Origin of the sequence: Modestobacter versicolor, from assembly GCF_014195485.1 — a bacterium.
Taxonomy (GTDB): domain Bacteria; phylum Actinomycetota; class Actinomycetes; order Mycobacteriales; family Geodermatophilaceae; genus Modestobacter; species Modestobacter versicolor.
Map to the genome: position 1 here is coordinate 1512846 of NZ_JACIBU010000001.1, position 19399 is coordinate 1532244.

The 19399-nt window shown below is 73.8% G+C and carries 19 protein-coding genes; 12 read left to right on the forward strand and 7 right to left on the reverse strand.

Annotated features, from left to right (window positions below; genetic code table 11):
* Positions 1-70 precede the first annotated feature (70 nt).
* The 3 genes from FHX36_RS07320 (at position 71) to FHX36_RS07330 (ending at position 2345) form a co-directional block, all read left to right on the forward strand.
* Positions 71-931, forward strand: a complete 861-nt coding sequence (locus FHX36_RS07320) for a DUF4191 domain-containing protein (RefSeq protein ID WP_110554254.1) — start codon at positions 71-73, stop codon at positions 929-931.
* 177 nt (positions 932-1108) lie between these two features.
* Complete coding sequence (locus tag FHX36_RS07325; protein WP_183513646.1) at positions 1109-1501, forward strand: hypothetical protein; 393 nt, start codon at positions 1109-1111, stop codon at positions 1499-1501.
* 58 nt (positions 1502-1559) lie between these two features.
* On the forward strand, positions 1560-2345 hold the full coding sequence (locus FHX36_RS07330) for a helix-turn-helix domain-containing protein (RefSeq protein ID WP_110552474.1): 786 nt from the start codon (positions 1560-1562) through the stop codon (positions 2343-2345).
* 7 nt (positions 2346-2352) lie between these two features.
* Here FHX36_RS07330 and FHX36_RS07335 read toward each other — a convergent pair whose 3' ends face one another.
* Entirely contained in the window at positions 2353-2673 is a 321-nt protein-coding gene (locus FHX36_RS07335) for an RDD family protein (RefSeq protein WP_425487826.1), read from the reverse strand.
* Between the two features lie 290 nt (positions 2674-2963).
* Here FHX36_RS07335 and glnA point away from each other — a divergent pair, with 290 nt between their 5' ends.
* A complete protein-coding gene (glnA, locus tag FHX36_RS07340; protein ID WP_110552473.1) occupies positions 2964-4397 on the forward strand; it encodes a type I glutamate--ammonia ligase in 1434 nt (477 codons plus the stop codon).
* Positions 4398-4536: 139 nt separating this feature from the next.
* Positions 4537-5439 carry a DUF4349 domain-containing protein gene (locus FHX36_RS07345; RefSeq protein WP_110552472.1) on the forward strand — a complete coding sequence of 301 codons (903 nt, stop codon included), beginning with the start codon at positions 4537-4539 and terminating at the stop codon, positions 5437-5439.
* On the opposite strand, the gene FHX36_RS07350 is transcribed toward FHX36_RS07345, so the two are convergent.
* Both FHX36_RS07350 and FHX36_RS07355 read right to left on the reverse strand, forming a co-directional pair.
* The gene (locus FHX36_RS07350; RefSeq protein WP_110552471.1) at positions 5423-5620 is read right to left on the reverse strand and encodes a YbdD/YjiX family protein; all 198 of its coding nucleotides are present in this window, start codon (positions 5618-5620) and stop codon (positions 5423-5425) included. The genes FHX36_RS07345 and FHX36_RS07350 overlap by 17 nt on opposite strands.
* Entirely contained in the window at positions 5617-7830 is a 2214-nt protein-coding gene (locus tag FHX36_RS07355) for a carbon starvation CstA family protein (protein WP_110552470.1), read from the reverse strand. The genes FHX36_RS07350 and FHX36_RS07355 overlap by 4 nt, the downstream gene beginning before the upstream one ends.
* Before the next feature lie 299 nt (positions 7831-8129).
* Between FHX36_RS07355 and FHX36_RS07360 the strand changes: the two genes are divergently transcribed.
* The 5 genes from FHX36_RS07360 to FHX36_RS07380 are packed head-to-tail and all read left to right on the forward strand — an operon-like array spanning position 8130 to position 13137.
* On the forward strand, positions 8130-8918 hold the full coding sequence (locus FHX36_RS07360) for an ABC transporter ATP-binding protein (RefSeq protein ID WP_110552475.1): 789 nt from the start codon (positions 8130-8132) through the stop codon (positions 8916-8918).
* Positions 8906-9787 (forward strand): ABC transporter ATP-binding protein, encoded by an 882-nt coding sequence (locus tag FHX36_RS07365; protein WP_258372761.1) that lies wholly within the window; start codon positions 8906-8908, stop codon positions 9785-9787. The genes FHX36_RS07360 and FHX36_RS07365 overlap by 13 nt, the downstream gene beginning before the upstream one ends.
* Positions 9784-10674, forward strand: a complete 891-nt coding sequence (locus FHX36_RS07370) for a branched-chain amino acid ABC transporter permease (RefSeq protein ID WP_110552468.1) — start codon at positions 9784-9786, stop codon at positions 10672-10674. Before FHX36_RS07365 ends, FHX36_RS07370 begins: the two co-directional genes overlap by 4 nt.
* A complete protein-coding gene (locus FHX36_RS07375; RefSeq protein WP_110552467.1) occupies positions 10667-11896 on the forward strand; it encodes a branched-chain amino acid ABC transporter permease in 1230 nt (409 codons plus the stop codon). The genes FHX36_RS07370 and FHX36_RS07375 overlap by 8 nt, the downstream gene beginning before the upstream one ends.
* The gene (locus tag FHX36_RS07380; RefSeq protein ID WP_110552466.1) at positions 11893-13137 is read left to right on the forward strand and encodes an ABC transporter substrate-binding protein; all 1245 of its coding nucleotides are present in this window, start codon (positions 11893-11895) and stop codon (positions 13135-13137) included. Before FHX36_RS07375 ends, FHX36_RS07380 begins: the two co-directional genes overlap by 4 nt.
* A gap of 80 nt (positions 13138-13217) precedes the next feature.
* Here the strand turns inward: FHX36_RS07380 and FHX36_RS07385 are convergent, their stop codons facing one another.
* The 3 genes from FHX36_RS07385 to FHX36_RS07395 all read right to left on the reverse strand — a co-directional run bounded on the left by FHX36_RS07385 (position 13218) and on the right by FHX36_RS07395 (position 15936).
* Positions 13218-14375 (reverse strand): MFS transporter, encoded by a 1158-nt coding sequence (locus FHX36_RS07385; RefSeq protein ID WP_183513647.1) that lies wholly within the window; start codon positions 14373-14375, stop codon positions 13218-13220.
* A 36-nt stretch (positions 14376-14411) separates the two neighbouring features.
* Entirely contained in the window at positions 14412-15515 is a 1104-nt protein-coding gene (locus tag FHX36_RS07390; protein ID WP_110551164.1) for a glycosyltransferase family 4 protein, read from the reverse strand.
* 85 nt (positions 15516-15600) lie between these two features.
* Positions 15601-15936 (reverse strand): hypothetical protein, encoded by a 336-nt coding sequence (locus FHX36_RS07395; protein WP_110551163.1) that lies wholly within the window; start codon positions 15934-15936, stop codon positions 15601-15603.
* Positions 15937-16287: 351 nt separating this feature from the next.
* On the opposite strand from FHX36_RS07395, the gene FHX36_RS23415 reads away from it, so the two are divergent.
* Together FHX36_RS23415 and FHX36_RS07405 are read left to right on the forward strand one after the other, a co-directional pair.
* Positions 16288-17847, forward strand: coding sequence for a methyl-accepting chemotaxis protein (locus FHX36_RS23415; protein ID WP_110551162.1), 1560 nt, complete (start codon positions 16288-16290; stop codon positions 17845-17847).
* 115 nt (positions 17848-17962) lie between these two features.
* Positions 17963-18976 carry an iron-containing redox enzyme family protein gene (locus FHX36_RS07405; protein WP_110551168.1) on the forward strand — a complete coding sequence of 338 codons (1014 nt, stop codon included), beginning with the start codon at positions 17963-17965 and terminating at the stop codon, positions 18974-18976.
* 61 nt (positions 18977-19037) lie between these two features.
* On the opposite strand, the gene FHX36_RS07410 is transcribed toward FHX36_RS07405, so the two are convergent.
* A complete protein-coding gene (locus FHX36_RS07410) occupies positions 19038-19361 on the reverse strand; it encodes a CDGSH iron-sulfur domain-containing protein (protein WP_110551167.1) in 324 nt (107 codons plus the stop codon).
* Positions 19362-19399 lie beyond the last annotated feature (38 nt).

Below are 19399 nucleotides of genomic sequence, written 5' to 3' on the forward strand. Positions count from 1 at the left end.
CGCGTCGCACGGGCCCGCCGCGAGCCCGCGAGTCGCGGGACGCGGCGGGTCCGTCGCCTATCCTCAGGGCATGGCACGCAGCAGGTCGACCGACTCCTCCGCTCCCACCGGCAACGCCGGACGGGGCCCGGCCGGCGTCCCCGGGCGCGGCAGCAAGGGCGCCACGGCGGTGGGCGCGGCGGGTGGGGCCAAGGCGCCGAAGGCCGGCAAGGCCCCCAAGCTCGGCAAGGACGGCCAGCCGAAGGTCTCGCGGCTGAAGAAGATGAAGAGCCAGGCCGGCATGATCGGCCAGGCCTACAAGCTCACCTACCGCAACGACCCCAAGCTGCCCTGGGTCATGCTGATCACCTTCGTGGTGGTCTTCGCGGTCGTCGAGCTCGTCGGCATCCTGCTCAGCTCGCCGTTCCTCTTCCTGCCGATCGCCATCCTGCTCGGCCTGCTCGCCACCCTCATCGTGTTCGGCCGGCGCGCCCAGGGCACCGCCTACAAGCAGGTCGAGGGCCAGCCCGGCGCCGCGTCGTGGGTGCTCGAGGGCATGCGCGGCGACTGGCGGGTCAGCTCCGGCGTCGCGGGCAACCGCGAGCTGGACGCCGTCCACCGGGTGCTCGGCCGCCCCGGGATCATCCTGGTCGGCGAGGGCAACCCCAACCGGGTGCGCGGGCTGATCGCCCAGGAGAAGCGGCGGATCGCCAAGGTCGTCGGCGACACCCCCATCTACGACGTGGTGGTCGGCGACGGCGAGGGCCAGGTCCCGCTGAAGAAGCTCAGCGCGCACGTGATGAAGCTGCCCCGCAACCTGTCCGCCGCCGAGGTCAACGCGCTCGGCAAGCGGATGAGCGCCCTCGGTGGCGCCCGGATGCCGGTGCCCGGCGGCCCGCTGCCCGGCGGCCGGCAGATGTCGGTCAGCCAGCGGCAGGTCCGCCGCCGCTGATCCCACCCCAGCACGTCCTCGACGCCCCGACCGCTCCCCTGCGGCCGGGGCGTCGTGCGTCCGGGGGGCCGCACCGGGGCCATGACCTCCGGGGTCATCGACCGGGCGCCGTCGACCGGCGACGGTGGTGACGAGGCCGGACGACCGGCCCCGTCGGCTCCCCGAGAGGACACCACCATGACCGCCCTCAGCACCCCGCTCACCACGACCGCGCCGGCCCCGGCCCGGTTGCTCCAGCTCGACGGCGTGCTCTGCGCCGCGATGGGGCTGACCGCGGCGCTCGCCGCCGGCCCGGTCGCCGAGCTGCTCGGCACCACCGCGACCGGCGTCGTCCGGGGCGTCGGCATCGCCCTGGTCGTCTACGCCGCCGGCCTGCTCGCCGCCGCCCGGAGCCGGTGGGCCCGGCCGGCGCTGCGGGCCGCGGCGATCGGGAACGTCGCGTGGGAGGCCGCCAGCCTGGCGGTCGCCGTGCTCGCCGACCTCGGCACCACCGGGCGGGTCCTCGTCGCCGCCCAGGGCCTGGTCGTCGGGGCGCTCGCCGTCGTCCAGCTCCGAGCCGGCCGGCGGTGAACCGCTGCACGCCGTCCTGCCCTGGCCGCGGGGTCCCGCCGGGCCCTAGCGTCCTCCCGTGACGACCACCCTGCGGCCCGCGGTCGCCGGCGCCCTGCTGCGGGACTGGCGGGAGCGCCGGCGGCTGAGCCAGCTCGACCTGGCCAACCTGGCCGACACCTCCACCCGGCACCTGTCGTTCGTCGAGACCGGCCGTTCCCGGCCGAGCCGGCAGATGGTGCTGCGGCTCGGCGAGGCGCTGCAGATGCCGCTGGCGGAGCAGAACCAGGTGCTGCTGGCCGCCGGGCACGCGCCGGAGTACCAGGACGCCCGGCGGGACGCCGCGGCCACCCGGTACCTGCTGGAGGTGCTCGACCTGGCGCTGGCCGCGCACGACCCGTGGCCGGCGCTGGTGATCGACGCGCAGTTCGACGTCGTCGCGACCAACGCCGCCGTCGACCGGCTGATGGGCCTGGTCGACCCGGAGCTGCTCGACCCGCCGGTCAACGTCGTCCGGGTGATGCTGCACCCCCGCGGCCTCGCCGGGCGGGTGGTGAACTACGGCGCCTGGCGGGCGCACCTGCTCCGGCAGGTCCGGCAGCACGCCGCGGCGGCGCCGTCCGCGGACCTGCGGGCCCTGCTGGCCGAGGCCGCCGGCTACCCGGACCGGTCCCCGGCCGCCCCGGAGCACTCCGGCCCGACCTTCGCGCTGCCGCTGGAGCTGCAGGTCGACGACGCCGTCCTGCGGATGTACAGCACCGTGGCGACGTTCGGCACCCCGCTGGACGTCGCCGCCAGCGAGCTCGCCATCGAGACGTTCCTCCCGGCCGACGGGGCCACCCGGGAGTGGTTCGCCCGGACGTGACCCGCGGTCAGCGCTCGCGGACGACGGCGGTGTCGGTGAGCCGGTCGTGCAGGCCGCGGCCGTCGGAGTCGACCACCAGGGCCGGCAGCAGCAGCGTCAGCAGGCCGGTGCGGACCACGGCCCGCCACAGCGCCAGCCGCTGCTCCGGCTGCGGGTGGGCCAGCCGCAGCCCGAGCAGCCGCATGCCCGGGGTCTGGCCGGTGAGCACCAGGAAGACGACCGTCATCACGCCGAAGGTGAGCAGGCTCCACAGCTCCGGGGGGTCGGGGGCGGTGAACAGCGCCGTCACCAGCCCCGAGGCGATCGCGTCGACCAGGTACTGGGCCACCCGGCGGCCGAAGGGGGCCAGGGACCCCGGCCCGTCGGCGGGCAGCCCCAGTGCGGCGCCGCGGCCGCGGTGCTGAGAGGGTGAGGCGTCGTCCCTGGTCACCACGCCAGCGTAGGTCCCTCCCGCCGACGGCCGGCTCGGGGCGGGACCGGCGGGTGACCGAGGGTCACCGCGCCCCGGTCGCGACACGCCGGGGAGCGGTGTTACCGCGACGAAACACGAGAGACACCCCGGAGCAACTCCCCGCTCGTAGCTTCCCGTTGAGCTGGCCGTCCATTCCCGGAGGATCGATGTTCAACAGTCCCGACGAGGTCACCGCCTACATCCGCGACAACGACGTGAAGTTCGTCGACGTCCGGTTCTGCGACCTGCCCGGCGTCATGCAGCACTTCACCATCCCCGCGGAGACCTTCGGGCCTGACACCTTCGCCGACGGCCTGGGCTTCGACGGGTCGTCGATCCGCGGTTTCCAGGCGATCAACGAGTCAGACATGCTGCTGCTGCCCGACGCGAGCAGCGCCTACCTCGACCCGTTCCGCATCCACAAGACGCTGAACATCAACTTCTTCATCCACGACCCGATCACGCGCGAGGCCTACAGCCGCGACCCGCGCAACGTGGCGAAGAAGGCCGAGGCCTACCTGGCGAGCTCCGGCATCGCCGACACCGCGTACTTCGGCCCCGAGGCCGAGTTCTACGTCTTCGACTCGGTGCGCCACAACACCGGCATCAACGAGGGCTACTACCACATCGACGCGGTCGAGGGCTCCTGGAACTCCGGGTCGCTCACCGGCGAGAACGGTGGCCCCAACCTGGGCTACAAGACCCGGCCCAAGGGCGGGTACTTCCCGGTCGAGCCCTACGACCACCAGAGCGACCTGCGCTCGACGATGATGGTCAACCTCGCCGGCGCCGGGCTCGAGCTCGAGCGCGGCCACCACGAGGTGGGCACCGGCGGGCAGGCCGAGATCAACTACAAGTTCGACACCCTGCTGCGCTCGGCCGACAGCCTGATGCTGTTCAAGTACATCATCAAGAACACCGCCTGGGCGCACGGCAAGACGGCGACCTTCATGCCCAAGCCGCTGTTCGGTGACAACGGCTCCGGCATGCACTGCCACCAGAGCCTCTGGAAGGACGGCGAGCCGCTCTTCCACGCCGAGACCGGCTACGCGGGCCTGTCCGACACCGCCCGGCACTACATCGGTGGCCTGCTCACCCACGCCCCGTCGCTGCTGGCCTTCACCAATCCGACGGTCAACAGCTACCACCGCCTGGTGCCCGGCTACGAGGCCCCGATCAACCTGGTCTACTCGGCCCGCAACCGCTCGGCCTGCTGCCGCATCCCGATCTCCGGCGACAACCCCAAGGCCAAGCGCATCGAGTTCCGCGTGCCCGACCCGTCGGCCAACCCCTACCTCGCCTTCTCGGCGATGATGATGGCCGGCCTCGACGGCATCAAGAACAAGATCGAGCCGCCGGCCCCGGTCGACAAGGACCTCTACGAGCTGCCGCCCGAGGAGGCCCTGGGCATCGAGAAGGTGCCGGCGTCGCTGGACGCCGTGCTCGACCGGCTCGAGGTGGACCACGACTACCTGCTCGACGGTGGCGTGTTCACCTCCGACCTGATCGAGACCTGGATCGAGTACAAGCGGACCAACGAGATCGACCCGATCCGGCTGCGCCCGCACCCGCACGAGTTCGCCATGTACTACGACATCTGAGCCCGCTCAGCCGTCGGCAGCGGCCCCCGACCTCACCGAGGTCGGGGGCCGCTGCGCGTCCGTGGGGCTCGGGCAGCCTGCGTCACGATCGGGCATCGACGCTGGTCAGCCGGGCAGCCACCCCCCTACCGTCCCGGCCATGCGGCGCGCGCGGAACCCGGCAGCCACGGTCCTGGTGCTCGCGGTGCTCGTCGGCTGCTCCGGCCCCGGCAGCGACTCGGGCGGCGCCGACGGCAGCTCGAGCGACGGCGGGGTCGTCGCCGAGCCAGCCCCGGCCGGTCCCGGTGCCCTGCCGACCGTCCCGGGTGAGTCCGACCCCGACCGGCAGGTCGTCCAGACCGCCACCGCCTCGGTCGCCGTCGACGACCCCGCCGAGGCCGCCCAGCAGGTGAGCGAGCTGGTGGAGTCCGCCGGGGGCCGGGTCGACCAGCGCACCGAGCGGGCCGGGGCCGCCGACGACGGGGGCGACGGCGCGGCCGCCGACCTCGTCGTCCGGGTGCCGTCGGACGAGCTGACCGGCGTGCTGGCCGACCTGGAGGGCATCGGCGACGTCGAGGACGTGTCGGTGTCCCGCTCCGACGTGACCGCCACCGCGGTCGACCTGGACGCGCGGATCTCCGCGCTGCGGACCTCCGCGGCTCGGCTCCAGGCCCTGATGGACGGGGCGGCCACCACGGAGGCCCTGCTGGCGGCCGAGGCGGCGCTCTCCGACCGGCAGGAGCAGCTGGAGTCGCTGCAGTCCCAGCGGGCGCTGCTCGCCGACCAGGTCGAGCTGTCGACGCTCACCGTGCACCTGGCGCCGTCCGGGGTCGCCCCGGCCGGTGGGCCGGACGGCTTCCTCGACGGCCTCGGCACCGGGTGGCGGGCCCTGGTCACGGTGCTGGGCGCGGCCGTCGTCGCCGTCGGCGTCCTGCTGCCGTGGCTGCTCGTCGCGGCGCTGCTGACCGCGGCGGTGCTGGTACCGGTCCGCCGCCGCGCGCTCCGGCGCACCCCGGTCGAGGCCCCGGTGGAGACCCCCGCCGGGGTCAGCAGCAGCGGCTGACCGGGTTCCGTTCCGCCGCATCGGCCCGGCGCCGCTCGAACTCCCGCCGGGTCAGCGGCTCGTGGCCGTGCGCGGCGCACTCGCGCAGGTGGTCGTCCCAGCGCGCCTCGCCGGTGAACTCCCGCAGGTACCAGCGCACCCCGCGGGCGCCCCGCAGGAGGGCGTCCCGGACGCCGGTCACCGCCGGCCGCCGTCGCCGGCGCCGGCCAGCGCCTCGTGCTCGGCCAGCGCGCGCTTCTCCTCGGCGGTGGCGAACAGGCCCGCGGGTTCGACCAGGGACGACGGGACGGCCGGCTCCTCGGTGGTCGGCAGCGAGCCGCCGGCCCGCAGCGCCCGGGCGATCACCACGACGGCGTTGACGACGACCACGACGACCAGCAGCGCGAAGAAGCTCTGCAGGACGCCGTTGAGCGTGGAGTTGAAGACGATCTGGTCCATCTGCCCCTGGTCCTGCGCGGGGGCCAGCAGCTCCCCGGCGTCCTGCGCGTCGCGGTACCGCTGCGCCTGCGCGAAGTAGCCGATCGCCGGGACGTCGGAGAAGACCTTCTGCCAGCTCGCCGTCATGGTGACCACCAGGTCCCAGACCAGCGGCACGCCGGTCACCCAGGCGTAGCGCAGCTTCCCGTGCTTGATCAGCAGCACCGTGACCAGGGTCAGCGCGATGGCGGCGAGCAGCTGGTTGGCGATGCCGAACAGCGGGAAGAGCTGGTTGACCCCACCCAGCGGGTCGGTGACCCCGATGTAGAGCACCGACCCCCACAGCCCGACGACGACGGCGCTGGCGATGACGTTGCCCGGCCGCCAGGACAGGTCGCCGAAGCGCTTCCAGACGTTGCCGATCGTGTCCTGCAGCATGAACCGGCCCACCCGGGTGCCGGCGTCGACGGCGGTGAGGATGAACAGCGCCTCGAACATGATCGCGAAGTGGTACCAGAACGCCTGGAGCCCGCCACCGAACGCGTCGCTGAAGATCTCCGAGATGCCGACGGCGAGCGTCGGGGCGCCGCCGGTGCGCGAGATCAGCGTGGGTTCCTGGACCGCCGCCGCGGCCGCGGCGAGGTCCTGCGCGGAGGTGTCGAAGCCCAGGCCGTTGACGAACGCGGCGGCGGTGTCGGCCGCGCCGCCGGTGACCCCGGCCGGGCTGTTCATCGCGAAGTACAGGCCCTGGTCGATGACGCAGGCGGCGATCAGCGCGCTGATCGCCACGAAGGACTCCATCAGCATCCCGCCGTAGCCGATCAGCCGGACCTGGCTCTCCTTGGCCACCATCTTCGGCGTCGTGCCGGAGGAGATCAGCGCGTGGAAGCCGGACAGCGCACCGCAGGCGATGGTGATGAAGACGAACGGGAACAGCGACCCGGCGAACACCGGGCCGGTGCCCTCCCGGGCGAAGTCGGTGACCGCCTCGGCCTGCAGCACCGGGCGGGAGATCAGCAGGCTCAGCGCGAGCAGGACGATCACGCCGATCTTCATGAACGTCGACAGGTAGTCGCGCGGGGTCAGCAGCAGCCACACCGGCAACACCGAGGCGACGAACCCGTAGACGACCAGCGCGAGGACCAGCCACTCCTTGGACAGCGTCAGCGCCTCGCCCAGGCCGGTGTCCTCGATCCAGCCGCCGCCGACGATCGCCAGCAGCAGCAGCGCGACGCCCAGGCCGGTGGCCTCCAGCACCCGGCCGGGCCGGAGCCGGCGCAGGTAGATGCCCATGAACAGCGCGATCGGGATGGTCAGCGCGATGGAGAAGACACCCCAGGGCGACTCGGCGAGCGCGTTGACCACGATCAGCGCGAGCACGGCCAGGATGATGATCATGATGGCGAAGACGGCGATGAGCGCCGCGATGCCGCCGACGATGCCGATCTCCTCGCGGACCATCTGGCCCAGGCTCTTCCCGTTGCGCCGCATCGAGAAGAACATGACGGTCAGGTCCTGGACCGCCCCGGCGAAGATGACGCCGACGACGATCCAGATGGTGCCCGGCAGGTAGCCCATCTGGGCGGCGAGCACCGGCCCGACCAGCGGCCCGGCGCCGGCGATGGCGGCGAAGTGGTGCCCGAAGAGCACCCGCCGGTCGGTGACGTCGTAGTCGACGCCGTTGTGCAGCCGCTCGGCCGGGGTGGCGCGGCGGTCGTCGGTCCGCAACACCTTGTAGGTGATGAACCGGGCGTAGAAGCGGTAGGCGATGGCGTAGGAGCAGATCGCCGCGAAGAGCACCCACAGCGCGGAGACGGTCTCGCCGCGGGCCAGGGCCAGCACCGTCCAGGCGACCGCGCCGAGGGCCGCGACGGCGACCCAGACCGCCACCGAGCGCACCGACGGCCGGCGGTTCCCCGGGCCGGCGGGCTGCCCTCCCCCGCTCGCGTCGTCCCTGGTCGCCGTCGTGGACATGAGCGCCTCCGAGCCCCGAGGGCGTCCTCGTCGACGCCGTCGGCGGTGAGCATAGGTCCGGAACCGGGCCGCGCGGATCCCCGGTCCCGAACGTCCGAGGGGTCGCCGGGCCGCAGGTCGCGAGATGGCAACGATGTGATCCGGATCGCACTTTCTGCGATAGCGTGCCGCCCCAACGCTCCCCCGCGTCGACCAGCTGACCCGTACCTCGTCGCACGGCACGGCACGCGGCACGGCCCCCCGGGCCCTGCCGGGACAGCGGGCCAGCCGGGACGACGCCGACCTGAGAGGTGGCGCCCGTGCTGAGCATCGACGCCCTGCACGTGACCTACGGCGGAGCGGTGCAGGCGCTCCGCGGCATCTCGCTGGAGGTGCCCGACGGCAAGGTCGTGGCCGTCCTGGGCAGCAACGGCGCCGGCAAGAGCACCCTGCTGCGCACCATCTCCGGCACGCTGCGGCTGCACCGCGGCCGGGTCGAGCACGGCAGCGTCCGCTACGGCGACACCGTGCTCGGCAACCGCGACCCGGCGCAGACCGTCCGGCTGGGCCTGGTCCAGGTGCCGGAGGGACGGCGGATCTTCGGCCGGCTCACCGTGGAGGAGAACCTGCGGGCCGGCGGGATGGGCAACCGGGACAAGACGGCCAAGGCGCGGGCCCGGGACCGGGTGTACGAGCTCTTCCCGGTGCTGGCCGAGCGCAGCTCCCAGCGCGGCGCGCTGCTGTCCGGCGGCGAGCAGCAGATGCTGGCGATCGGCCGGGCGCTGATGGCCAGCCCCAAGCTGCTGCTGCTGGACGAGCCCTCCCTCGGCCTGGCGCCCCGCGTCATCGGCCAGATCGGCGAGGTGATCGCCGAGATCAACCGGCAGGGCACCTCGGTGCTGCTGGTCGAGCAGAACGCCACCATGGCCCTCGGCGTCGCCGACCTGGCCTGCGTGCTGGACGTCGGCGAGGTGTCGCTGTCCGGCTCGGCGGCCGAGCTGGCGCGCACCGACGAGGTGCAGCGGCTCTACCTCGGCCACGACGGCGACGAGCCCGCCGTGGCCGCCGCCCCGGCTCCCCACCGCACCCTGTCGCGGTGGAACCCGTGACCGCCGCGGCCGAGGTCCGCACCGACATCCCGACGGTCGAGGTCGACCACGTCAGCGTCCGCTTCGGCGCGATCACCGCGCTGTCCGACGTCTCCTTCACCGTCGTCCCGGGCGCCATCCACGCGATCATCGGGCCCAACGGAGCCGGCAAGTCGACGATGTTCAACGTCCTCTCCGGCGTCTACCGGGCCGACGAGGGGCAGGTCCGGTTCGGCGAGCACCGGCTGGACCGGATGCGGCCCTACGAGATCGCCGGCATCGGGGTGGCGAGGGCCTTCCAGAACATCGCGCTGTCCCCCACCCAGTCGGTGGCCGAGAACCTGATGCTCGGCCGGCACCACCTCACCAAGGCCGGCTTCCTCGCCGCCGGGCTGCGGCTGCCGCGGGCCACCCGCGAGGGCCGGGTCCACGGCGAGCGGGTGGCCGAGATCGCCGAGTTCCTGGAGCTCGGCGACAAGCTGCACACGCCGGTGGGGGTGCTGTCCTACGGCGACCAGAAGCGGGTCGAGGTGGCCCGGGCGCTGTGCACCGAGCCACGGCTGCTGCTGCTGGACGAGCCGGTGGCCGGGATGAACGCCGAGGAGACCAACCGGATGGCCCAGACCATCCGGGAGATCCGGTCGGCGCTGGGCATCTCCGTCGTCCTGGTCGAGCACGACATGGGGATGGTCATGTCCCTCGCCGACCGGGTCACCGTCCTGGACTTCGGCCGCCGGATCGCCGACGGCACGCCGGCCGAGGTGCAGCGCGACCCCGAGGTCATCCGGGCCTACCTGGGGTCCGGCGACGACACCAACCCGGAGGACGCCGTCGGCGCCGCCGCCACCACCGGGACCACCCCCTCCGACACCCCCGGGACGCGCCCGTGACCCAGTTCCTGTCGCTGCTGCTCAACGGCATCTCGCTGGGCGCCCTGTACGCGCTCATCGCCCTGGGCTTCGTGATCATCTTCAAGGCCAGCGAGGTCGTCAGCTTCACCCACGGCTCGCTGCTGCTGCTCGGCGCCTACTCCATCGCCCGGCTGTCCGAACCGCTCGGCTTCCTGCCGGCGATCCTGGTCGGCATCGCGATCACCGCGCTGGCGGCCTTCGTGATCGAGCGGCTGGTCATCAACCGGCTGCGCGGGGCGCCGGTGATCAGCCTGGCGATCGTCACGATCGGCATCGACATCATCCTGCTGACCGAGCTCATCCGGCGGATCGGCTCGGACATCCTCAACGTCCCGCACCCGTGGGGCAGCGGCTCGGTGCGGGTCGGCGACGTCGGCATCAGCCAGAACCGGTTGATCGCCACCGGGGTGGCCGGCGTGCTGATCATCGCCTTCTTCCTCGCCTTCAAGTACTCCAGCTGGGGCGTGGCGATGCGGGCCTCGGCCGAGGACGGCGAGACCGCAGCGCTGATGGGCATCCGGCTGGGCCGGGTCTCCGCGCTGGCCTGGATCGTCGCCGGGGTGCTGGCCGCGGTCGCGGCGCTGTTCCTGGTCGGCGCACCGACGCCCGGGGTGAGCGCGGCGGCCTACACGGTGGCGCTGCGCGCGTTCCCGGCCGCGATCCTCGGCGGCCTGGACTCCACCGGCGGCGCGCTGGTCGGCGGGCTGCTGATCGGGCTGGCGGAGTCCTTCGCCGCCGGCTACCAGGACCAGCTGCTGTTCCTGGGCCGCGGGTTCGGCGACGTCGTGCCGTACGTGGTGATGATCGCGGTCCTGCTGGTGCGCCCGTCGGGCCTGTTCGGCACCAAGGAGCTGACCCGTGTCTGAGGCGACCGCCACCCGTCCGCCCCGGGGGGCGACCCGGGCCGGCGGGCCGCCCGCCTCCCGGCCGCGGCGGTCGCTGCTGCGGCCGCTGCTGCTGGTCGCCGTCCTGCTGGTGCTGCTGCTGGTGCCCTTCTACGTCGAGGAGTTCTGGCTCCGCACCGGGTTCGCGGTGTTCGGCGCGGTCGTCGGCGCGATCGGGCTCAACCTGCTCGTCGGCACCACCGGCCAGCTCTCCCTCGCCCACGCCTTCTTCCTCGCCGTCGGGGCGATCAGCTACGTCTTCGTCTCCGGGGACTCCGGCGGCATCGGGGTCGCGCAGCTGTCCGGCCTGGGGCTTCCGCCGATCGTCGGGATGGTCGTCGGCGTCCTGCTCGCCGGGCTGGCCGGGCTGCTCTTCAGCCCGATCGCGGCCCGGCTGCGCGGCATCTACCTGGGCGTCGCCTCGCTCAGCCTGGTCTTCATCGGCCAGCACGTCCTCAACTCCTGGACGTCGGTGACCGGTGGCTTCAACGGCCGCTCGGCACCGGACTTCTCGCTGTTCGGTTTCACCTTCGCCAACCGCGACCCGCTGCTGTTCATCGCCAACGTCGAGTTTCGGGAGGCCGAGCGGCTCTGGTACCTCGGGCTCGCGCTGGCGGTCGCGGCCTACGTCTTCGCCCGCAACCTGCTGCGCAGCCGGCCCGGCCGGGCGCTGCAGACGCTGCGCGACAGCGAGGTCGCCGCCTCGGTGATGGGCGTCAACGTGCAGCGCTACAAGGGCCGGGTGTTCCTGGTCAGCTCGATGTACGCCGGGCTCTCCGGGGTGATGTACGCGCTGTCGATCGGCAGCGTGGCACCGGAGTCCTTCGGCCTGGAGGTCTCCATCCAGTACCTGGCGATGATCGTGCTGGGCGGGCTGGGCTCGGTGGGCGGCGCGGCGCTGGGCGCGGTGTTCGTCAGCGCGCTGCCGCTGGTGTTCCAGCGCTACGCCGACGCCGTCCCCTTCGTCAGCGGCGTCGGCGAGGGCGGGCTGGCCGCCGGTGAGGCCGCCCGCTTCCTCTACGGCGGGGCCATCGTGCTCGTCATCCTCTTCCAGCCCGCCGGGCTGGCCGGCCTCGGCCAACGCTTCCGCCGCAGCGGCCGGGACCCCGGCGGGGGTCGGGCCGCCTCCCGCTCCGCCGCCTCGACCAGCACCTCGACCACCGACGTCCCCTCCGATCCACCGGCACAAGGGAGCACCTCATGAAGCTCGGCAAGCGATCCGGCAGCGCCGCCGTCCTGGCGGTGGTGGTCGTCACGGCGGCCACCGGCTGCAGCAACAAGGCCCAGGACTCCGGTGGCGGCACGGCCGCCGGCGGTGACGCCGAGGAGGTCGCCACCGACATCGGCATCGAGGGCACCACGATCTCGCTGGGGGTGCTCACCGACCTGACCGGCGTCTTCGCCGCGCTGGGCAAGGACATCACCAACGCCAACACGATGTTCTGGGCGGACAACCAGGTCTGCGACACCTACGACGTCGAGCTCAACGTCCAGGACACCGGCTACGTCCCGCAGCAGGGCGTGCAGCTCTACAGCGGGATGAAGGACGGCATCCTGGCGATGCAGCAGACGATCGGGTCGCCGATCAACACCGCGCTGGCCCCGGAGTACGAGGCCGACCAGATCGTGAACTTCCCCTCGGCCTGGGCGCAGACCCTCACCGAGATCCCCGGCACCGGGGTGGTCGGCGCGACGTACCAGGTGGAGATCGCCAACGGCTACGACTACATGTTCCGCGAGGGGCTGCTGGCCGAGGGCGACACCGTCGGGCACATCTACTTCGAGGGCGAGTACGGCGCCAACGGCCTGGCCGGCACCCAGGCCGTCGCCGAGGAGCGCGGCCTGGAGGTCGTCGAGGCGCAGATCAAGTCCACCGACCAGGACATGAGCTCGCAGATCACCCAGTTCCAGGCCGCGGGGGTCGACCTGGTCGCGCTCACCGTGGCACCCACCCAGCTGGCGTCGGCGGCGGTGGCGATGGAGGCGCAGGGGCTGGACGTGCCGATCCTGGGCAGCAACCCGGTCTTCGCCCCCGGCCTGCTCGCCGGCCCCGCGGCGGAGAAGATCAAGGCGGACCTGTACGTGGCCTCGCCGGTCTCCGCGTTCGACGCGCACCCCGAGCTGCTGGCGCAGTACGAGGAGGCCTACCCCGACGCGACGCCCAGCCTGGGCGTGCTGGTCGGTGTCGGGATGAGCGAGATCATGAAGCAGGTGCTCGACGCGGCCTGCGAGAACGGTGACCTCACCCGCCAGGGCGTGCTCGACGCGTTCACCGGCCTCGAGGACGTCGACACCGGCGACGTCGTGGTCCCGATCCGCGGCTTCGAGCCGGGCGCCTCCCCGAGCCTGCAGAGCTTCATCCTGCAGCCGGCCGACGTCCCGGGTGGCGCCCGGGTGCTGGAGGAGGCCTTCGAGGGCGAGTTCGCCGCGGCGATCGCCGGCTGAACGAGGACCCCTCCGCGATGGGGCCGTTCCAGCACTCACCACGGCGCCCTCTCCCCTCGGGGAGGGGGCGCCGTGGCGTGTCACAGCTGGCCGCGCCGCACGGCCGGCACCAGCCGGAGGGCGAGCAGGCCGCTGAGCGCGGCGCCCACCGCGAGCGGCACCGTCGCCGAGGTCGCCTCCGCCGCGGTGGCGATCAGGAAGGGCGCGGCGAACCCGACGTAGGCGCAGGCGAGGAACAGCGAGGCCAGCGCCCCGCGGCGGGACGGCGCCGCGAGCCGGGCGCTCAGCGTCAGCCCGGCAGCCAGGCACAGCCCGCCGCCCGCGCCGAGCAGCGGGGAGGCGGCCACCAGCCACGGCAGCGCCTCGGTGGCGGCGAACGCGGTGGCGGCGGCAAAGCCGGCCGCGCCCAGGACGGCGCCGAGCACGGCGGTCCACGGGCCGAGCCGCCGCTGCAGCCCCGCGACGAGCGTGCCGGCGCCGAGGGTGGCCCCGGCGACCACCCCGGTGACGGCGACGGCCGGACCGGGCAGGTCGACCAGCAGCGGCACGGCGGAGACGACGGCGGTCGGGAACGCGTAGACGCAGACCGCCACCGGGGCCAGCACGGTGACCACCACCGCGCCGTCGCCGGGGCGGACCAGCGGCACCGCCACCGGACGTGGGCCACCCGGACCGTCGACCGGCACCACCGGCACGGTCTCCGGGAGCCGGGTGGCCAGCGCCAGCCCGGTGGCCGCCAGCGCGGCGTGCAGCAGGTAGGGCAGCACGGTCGGCGCCGGGGCGTACTCCCCGAGGAACCCGCTGACCAGCGGCCCGAGCGAGAAGCCACCCGTCATCGCGAACGCCGCCCGCCGGCCGCCGGCCCCCTCACCGGAGGCCAGCGACAGCTCGCCGACCCAGGCGCTGCCGACGCTGAACACGATGCCGCTCACCACGCCCTGCACGAACCGCGCGGCGAACAGCAGCCCGAGCGAGCCGCCGGCCAGCGCGAAGGCCAGCGAGGCGAGCACGGCGAGGGCCATCCCGGGCAGCGCCACCCGGCGGCGGCCCAGCCGGTCCGACAGCGGGCCGGCGAGCAGCAGCGCCGGCACCAGGCCCGCGGCGTAGCAGCCGAACAGCGCAGTGAGCGCCTCGGCGGAGAGGTCCAGCCGCTCCTGGTAGACCAGCAGCAGGGGCGTGGGCACGTTCGTGCCCGCGGCGACGGCGAACAGCGCGAAGACCGCCCGCCGCCACGTCACCGGGGCGACCCTACGGACCCGCGGGAGCCGGGGAGGTCAGGCGGCCGCGGCAGCGGTGTAGAGCTGCTCGAGCTGGGCGCCCACGGTGTCGGCGTCGTGGTGCTCCCGGACCCGGGCCAGGGCGGCCGCCGACAGCGCCGGGTAGCCGTCGGGCTGGTCCAGGAACGCCTCGATCCGGGCGACGGCCTGGTCGGCCAGCGACTCGTACAGCGCGTCGAGCGCCTCCCACGACCGCTCGTGCAGGTGCACCCAGTCGCCGACGGCGTCGACCGGCACGTCCAGCACGTGGCCGTTGACGCCGTCCTGCACGACCTCCGGCAGCGCTCCGTTGCCGCTCACCAGCGCCGGGGTGCCCACGCTGAAGCCCTCGAGCACGCTGAACCCGTAGGTGTCGTGCACGGTCGGCAGCAGGGTGAAGGTGCTCTCCGCCATCAGCCGCACGACCTCGCTGTTGGGCAGCGCCCGGTGCGCCGTGACGTTCGGGGCGTCCATCAGCGCGACGTCGGCGGCGTAGCGACCGGCGTCGGGGTGGTCGGCGTACACCGCGGCGCCGTACTGGAACGCCGACACCACCGTCACCTCGACCGGCAGGCCACGCTCCCGGGCCTTGCGGGCGATGCGGACCGCCACCACCCCGCCCTTGCGGGCCCACTGCCGCCCGACGAAGAGCAGGCGCACCGGGCCGGGCGTCCAGGCCTTGGGCTCCTGCTGCACGACCGGCAGGTTGGGGTGCACGACCCGCATCTTGGCCTCGAGCGCGGGCAGCCCCGGCCAGCCGGCGTTCAGCGCGCGGGTGCGCCGCACCGCGTACTCCGACAGCGCGATGACCCCGCGGCAGTTGTCCCGCAGCAGGCGCTCCCGCAGGACCCCCCGGGCCAGTCCCTCCGCTCGGCCGTAGGTGCGCGGCAGCGCCGACTCGAAGGTGACCAGGTGCGGCTTGGCCGTGAGCGGCACCTGGTTGAAGGAGTGCATGACGTCCCAGCGCTCCCGGGGGTCCCAGGTCGCCAGCCCGTCCAGCGGTCGCCACAGCCGGCGCAGCTTCGCCGGTGGCGTGCGCCGCAGCACCTCGTGCTCCCGGGGCCGGCGCGGGGTCGTGAAGACGGCTCCGTAGTTGCCGGTCGGGACGAGGACGCGGGCCATGGGCCGGACTATAGGGGCGGCCGGCAGCCCGGGGGCCAGCCGCGAGGACGCCCCGGAGTGGTCCCTGCCACCCCGGCCGGGGTGGTCAGGCGGCGTCGTCCCGGGCGGCGTCCGCGGGCTGGGTGAGGTCGAGGTCCAGCAGCGCCTCGTTGGTCTGCAGGCTGACCAGCCAGGGGCCGACCACCTCGGCCAGCGGCCGGCCGGTCTCCTCGGTGATGCCGAGCAGCTGGGCCGCGACCAGCCCGCGGGCCGCCTGGTAGACGTCGGCCGCGGACACCGACAGCTGCAGGTCGGTCAGCCACAGCCGGCCGTCGGGCAGCACCCGCACCTCCGGTTGGTCGCCCCAGCGCAGGTCGGCGGCCGCGCTGCTCACCAGCGAGATCGCCGCCCGCAGCTCGGTCACCCGCCGCTGGCCGCTCACCGCTCGCCGTCCCGTGCGCCGTGCCCGCCGGCCGCGCCCCTGCTCCGTTCGACCACCATCCGGTCTGCTCCCCTCCGCCGCCTGCACCCGGTCGCTCCGTGCCGGCCAGCCTGGCGGCGGCAGGGGGCAGCGGACGGCAGGCCGCGGGTGGCGTGCACCCTGCCGGGGCGGGTGGGACGAACCGTTGCCCGCCGGACTCACCGGGCACCCGGTTGCGCACGACCCGATCGCCCGGCTCAACTCGCGTCCGGCGCTGCCGATGACATCGGGGAACCAGGACGGCCGGATGCGGCCGTCCTGGCACACCGGCGGAGACGTCCCGCCCGGTGGGCCCGGCGATGGAGGACAGGCATGTGGCGGCGCACCGCGAACTCGGCGTCGAACGCGACGCTCCCCGAGCAGATGCCCCGGGACGTGGAGGCCGTCGAGGCGGTCATCGACCGGCTGGACCGCGGCATCAGCAACGAGCTGCACGGCCACCAGCTGATCATCGAGAGCCTGGTCCGCGAGCTGGGGATCGGGTACGGCGCCGTCTGGCTGCCGGCCGAGGACTCCGCCTTCCACCGCCGGGGTGAGTACGGCCCGCTGGTCACCGGCGTGGGCTCCGGCCCCGGTGGGCAGGTCGACCGGATCACCCCGGACGACGGCTTCGGCGGCGAGGCGATCCGCACCCGCCGGACCCTGGTGCTCGACGCCACGTCCGACCCGCGGACCTGCCTGCGCTGGGGCGGGGCGCAGTCCGCCGGGGCGACCAGCGGCTGCCTCCTCCCGCTGGTCGAGGACGGCCGGGTCACCGCGCTGTACGAGTACTACTCCGTCGGCCAGCTGCCGTTCGTCGGCGGCCGGCAGGGCAAGTGGGACTCGCTGGCCCGGCTGATGAGCCACGCCCGCAAGTCCGCGCTGGCCCGCACGTCGCTGCAGGAGAACCTCGACGACCGGGTCGCCGTCACCACGGTGGTCGCCGAGCTCGGTGCCGCGAGCGACCAGCAGGGCGCCCTGCGGATCGCGCTGGACACCGTGCGCGAGGCGTTCGGCTGGGCGTACGGGTCGTACTGGGCGCTCGACGAGCAGGCTCACGTGCTGCGCTTCCAGCAGGAATCGGGCTCGGCCGGTGAGGAGTTCCGGAAGGTCACCCTGGCGGCGTCCTTCGCCGAGGGCGTGGGCGTCTCCGGGCGGGCCTGGCGCAACCGCGACCTCTTCTTCGTCCAGGACATCGGCGAGATGACCGACTGCGTCCGCGCACCCGCGGCCCAGCGCGCCGGGGTGAAGTCCGGCGTCTGCTTCCCGCTGATCGTCGGCGGCCGGGTCATCGGCACGATGGACTTCTTCGTCACCGAGACGATCGAGCTGTCGGACTCGCGGGCCTCCGCGCTGCGCAACGTGCAGCAGCTGGTCTCCCAGCGGGTGGACGTGCTCCGCCGCACCGAGGAGTCCGCCGACAACGCCCGCGAGCTGCTGGACACCGTCGCCCGGCTGCGCGAGGCCGCCGACGACGCCGGCCGGGTGGCCGAGAGCGCGGTCAGCCAGGCGTCGACGATGACCACCGAGGTGGAGGCGCTGGACGAGGCGTCGGCCGCCGTCGGCGAGGTCATCCGGATCATCTCCGGCATCGCCGACCAGACCAACCTCCTCGCGCTCAACGCCACCATCGAGGCCGCCCGCGCCGGTGAGCTGGGCAAGGGGTTCGCGGTCGTGGCCAGCGAGGTCAAGGACCTCGCCCGGGAGACGGCCAACGCCACCCAGCGGGTGTCGGACCAGATCGCCGGCATCCAGGCCAGCAGCAAGGCGGTCGCCTCCGGCATCCACACGACCGGGGAGATCATCGGCCAGCTGGACGTCGTCCAGGCCCGGATCGGCGAGGTGCTGGAGGAGCAGGCCCGGATGGCCTCGGCCTTCGAACGCCAGCCCTAGCCGAACGGCCCCGACGGCCCGCCACCCCACCGGGTGGCGGGCCGTTCTGCCGTGCGCAACAGGTCACCCGTCCGAGGAGGTTCCGGACGGCGCCCGGCTGGGCATGATCGCGACCATGCAGCTTCCCAAGCCACGGGGCCCCCTCAGCGCCGGACTGTGCACCGACCTGCTCGGCGGGAGTTCGATCAGCGCCACGACCACGGCCGCGGCCGACGCACTGCTCGCCGAGGTCACCGACCCGCTCACCGACGACGACCTCCAGCTGAGCCTGGCGATCTGCTACGAGCTGCACTACCGCGGCTTCGACGGCGTCGCCGACTCCTGGGAGTGGGACCCCGAGCTGCTGCGGCTGCGCGCCCTGCTGGAGCAGCGGCACACCGCCGCGCTGCGCGAGCTGACCGGCGCCCTGACGGTGACCGACGAGCCGGTCGACCAGCAGCTGGCCGCGCTGATCGCCGCCGACGACGGCCCCTCGCTGTCCCGGTACCTCGCCAAGAGCGGCACCGTCGAGGAGTGGCGCGAGTACCTGACGCTGCGGTCGGTCTACCACCTCAAGGAGGGCGACCCGCACACCTTCGCCATCCCCCGGCTGTCCGGGCGGGCGAAGGCCGCGATGGTGGAGATCCAGGCCGACGAGTACGGCGGCGGCTCCGCCGAGCGCATGCACAGCCAGCTGTTCGCCGGGATGATGCGCGACCTCGGGCTGGACACCGGCTACGGCGCGCTCTGGGACGACGCCCCCGCCGTGGCCTTCACCTCGGTCAACACGATGTCGCTGTTCGGCCTGCACCGCGGGCTGCGCGGCGCCTGCCTCGGGCACCTGGCCGCGGTGGAGATGACGTCGTCGGAGCCCAGCCGCCGCTACTCCTCGGGGCTGCGCCGGCTCGGGTTCGACGAGGGGACGTCGGTGTTCTACGACGAGCACGTGGAGGCCGACGCCGTCCACGAGCAGATCGCGGCGGTCGACATGTGCGGCTCGCTGGTCGCCGAGGACCCGTCGCTCACCGCCGACGTGCTCTTCGGCGCGCAGTGCTCGCTGGCCCTGGACGGGCTCACCGCGGTGCACCTGCTCGGCGCCTGGGAGTCCGGCCGGTCCGCCCTGCGGCAGGAGCCCGCGCTCGCCGCGTGACGAAGGACCCCTTCGCCCCCCACCACTCGCAGGCTCGCGGCGGGCCCCTGCGAGGGGGCCGCTAGCGCTCGTGCGCGGCGTCGCGGAAGAGCTGCGCGGCCGGTCGCGGCCGCGAGGGGGCGCTGGGGGCGTGGAAGCCCGCGCGCTTGTGGGTGCCGTCGCAGAACGGCTTGATGCCGGACTTGCCGCACCGGCAGAGCGCGACGGTCTTGCGCCCCGGGTCGATCTCGTTGCCCTCGGTGTCGAGGATCGTGAACTCGCCGCGGACGATCAGCGGGCCGTCGCGGTAGGGGGTGATCGTGGCGGTCGGCTCGTCGGCCGGCGGCAGGTCCCGCACCCGCTCGTCGGTCACGTCGTCGGCGGCCGGGAGCTGGGCCGGGGTCATGTCGGGCACCGGCTGACCGTGCCCCGCGGCGGCCCCGC

What these genes read in the sequence shown, in the direction of transcription:
- FHX36_RS07320 (WP_110554254.1), top strand. Translation starts at nt 71, where the DNA reads ATGGCACGCAGCAGGTCGACCGACTCCTCCGCTCCCACCGGCAACGCC.
- FHX36_RS07325 (WP_183513646.1), top strand. Translation starts at nt 1,109, where the DNA reads ATGACCGCCCTCAGCACCCCGCTCACCACGACCGCGCCGGCCCCGGCC.
- glnA (WP_110552473.1), top strand. Translation starts at nt 2,964, where the DNA reads ATGTTCAACAGTCCCGACGAGGTCACCGCCTACATCCGCGACAACGAC.
- FHX36_RS07345 (WP_110552472.1), top strand. Translation starts at nt 4,537, where the DNA reads ATGCGGCGCGCGCGGAACCCGGCAGCCACGGTCCTGGTGCTCGCGGTG.
- FHX36_RS07355 (WP_110552470.1), bottom strand. Translation starts at nt 7,830, where the DNA reads ATGTCCACGACGGCGACCAGGGACGACGCGAGCGGGGGAGGGCAGCCC.
- FHX36_RS07380 (WP_110552466.1), top strand. Translation starts at nt 11,893, where the DNA reads ATGAAGCTCGGCAAGCGATCCGGCAGCGCCGCCGTCCTGGCGGTGGTG.
- FHX36_RS07390 (WP_110551164.1), bottom strand. Translation starts at nt 15,515, where the DNA reads ATGGCCCGCGTCCTCGTCCCGACCGGCAACTACGGAGCCGTCTTCACG.
- FHX36_RS23415 (WP_110551162.1), top strand. Translation starts at nt 16,288, where the DNA reads ATGTGGCGGCGCACCGCGAACTCGGCGTCGAACGCGACGCTCCCCGAG.
- FHX36_RS07405 (WP_110551168.1), top strand. Translation starts at nt 17,963, where the DNA reads ATGCAGCTTCCCAAGCCACGGGGCCCCCTCAGCGCCGGACTGTGCACC.
- FHX36_RS07410 (WP_110551167.1), bottom strand. Translation starts at nt 19,361, where the DNA reads ATGACCCCGGCCCAGCTCCCGGCCGCCGACGACGTGACCGACGAGCGG.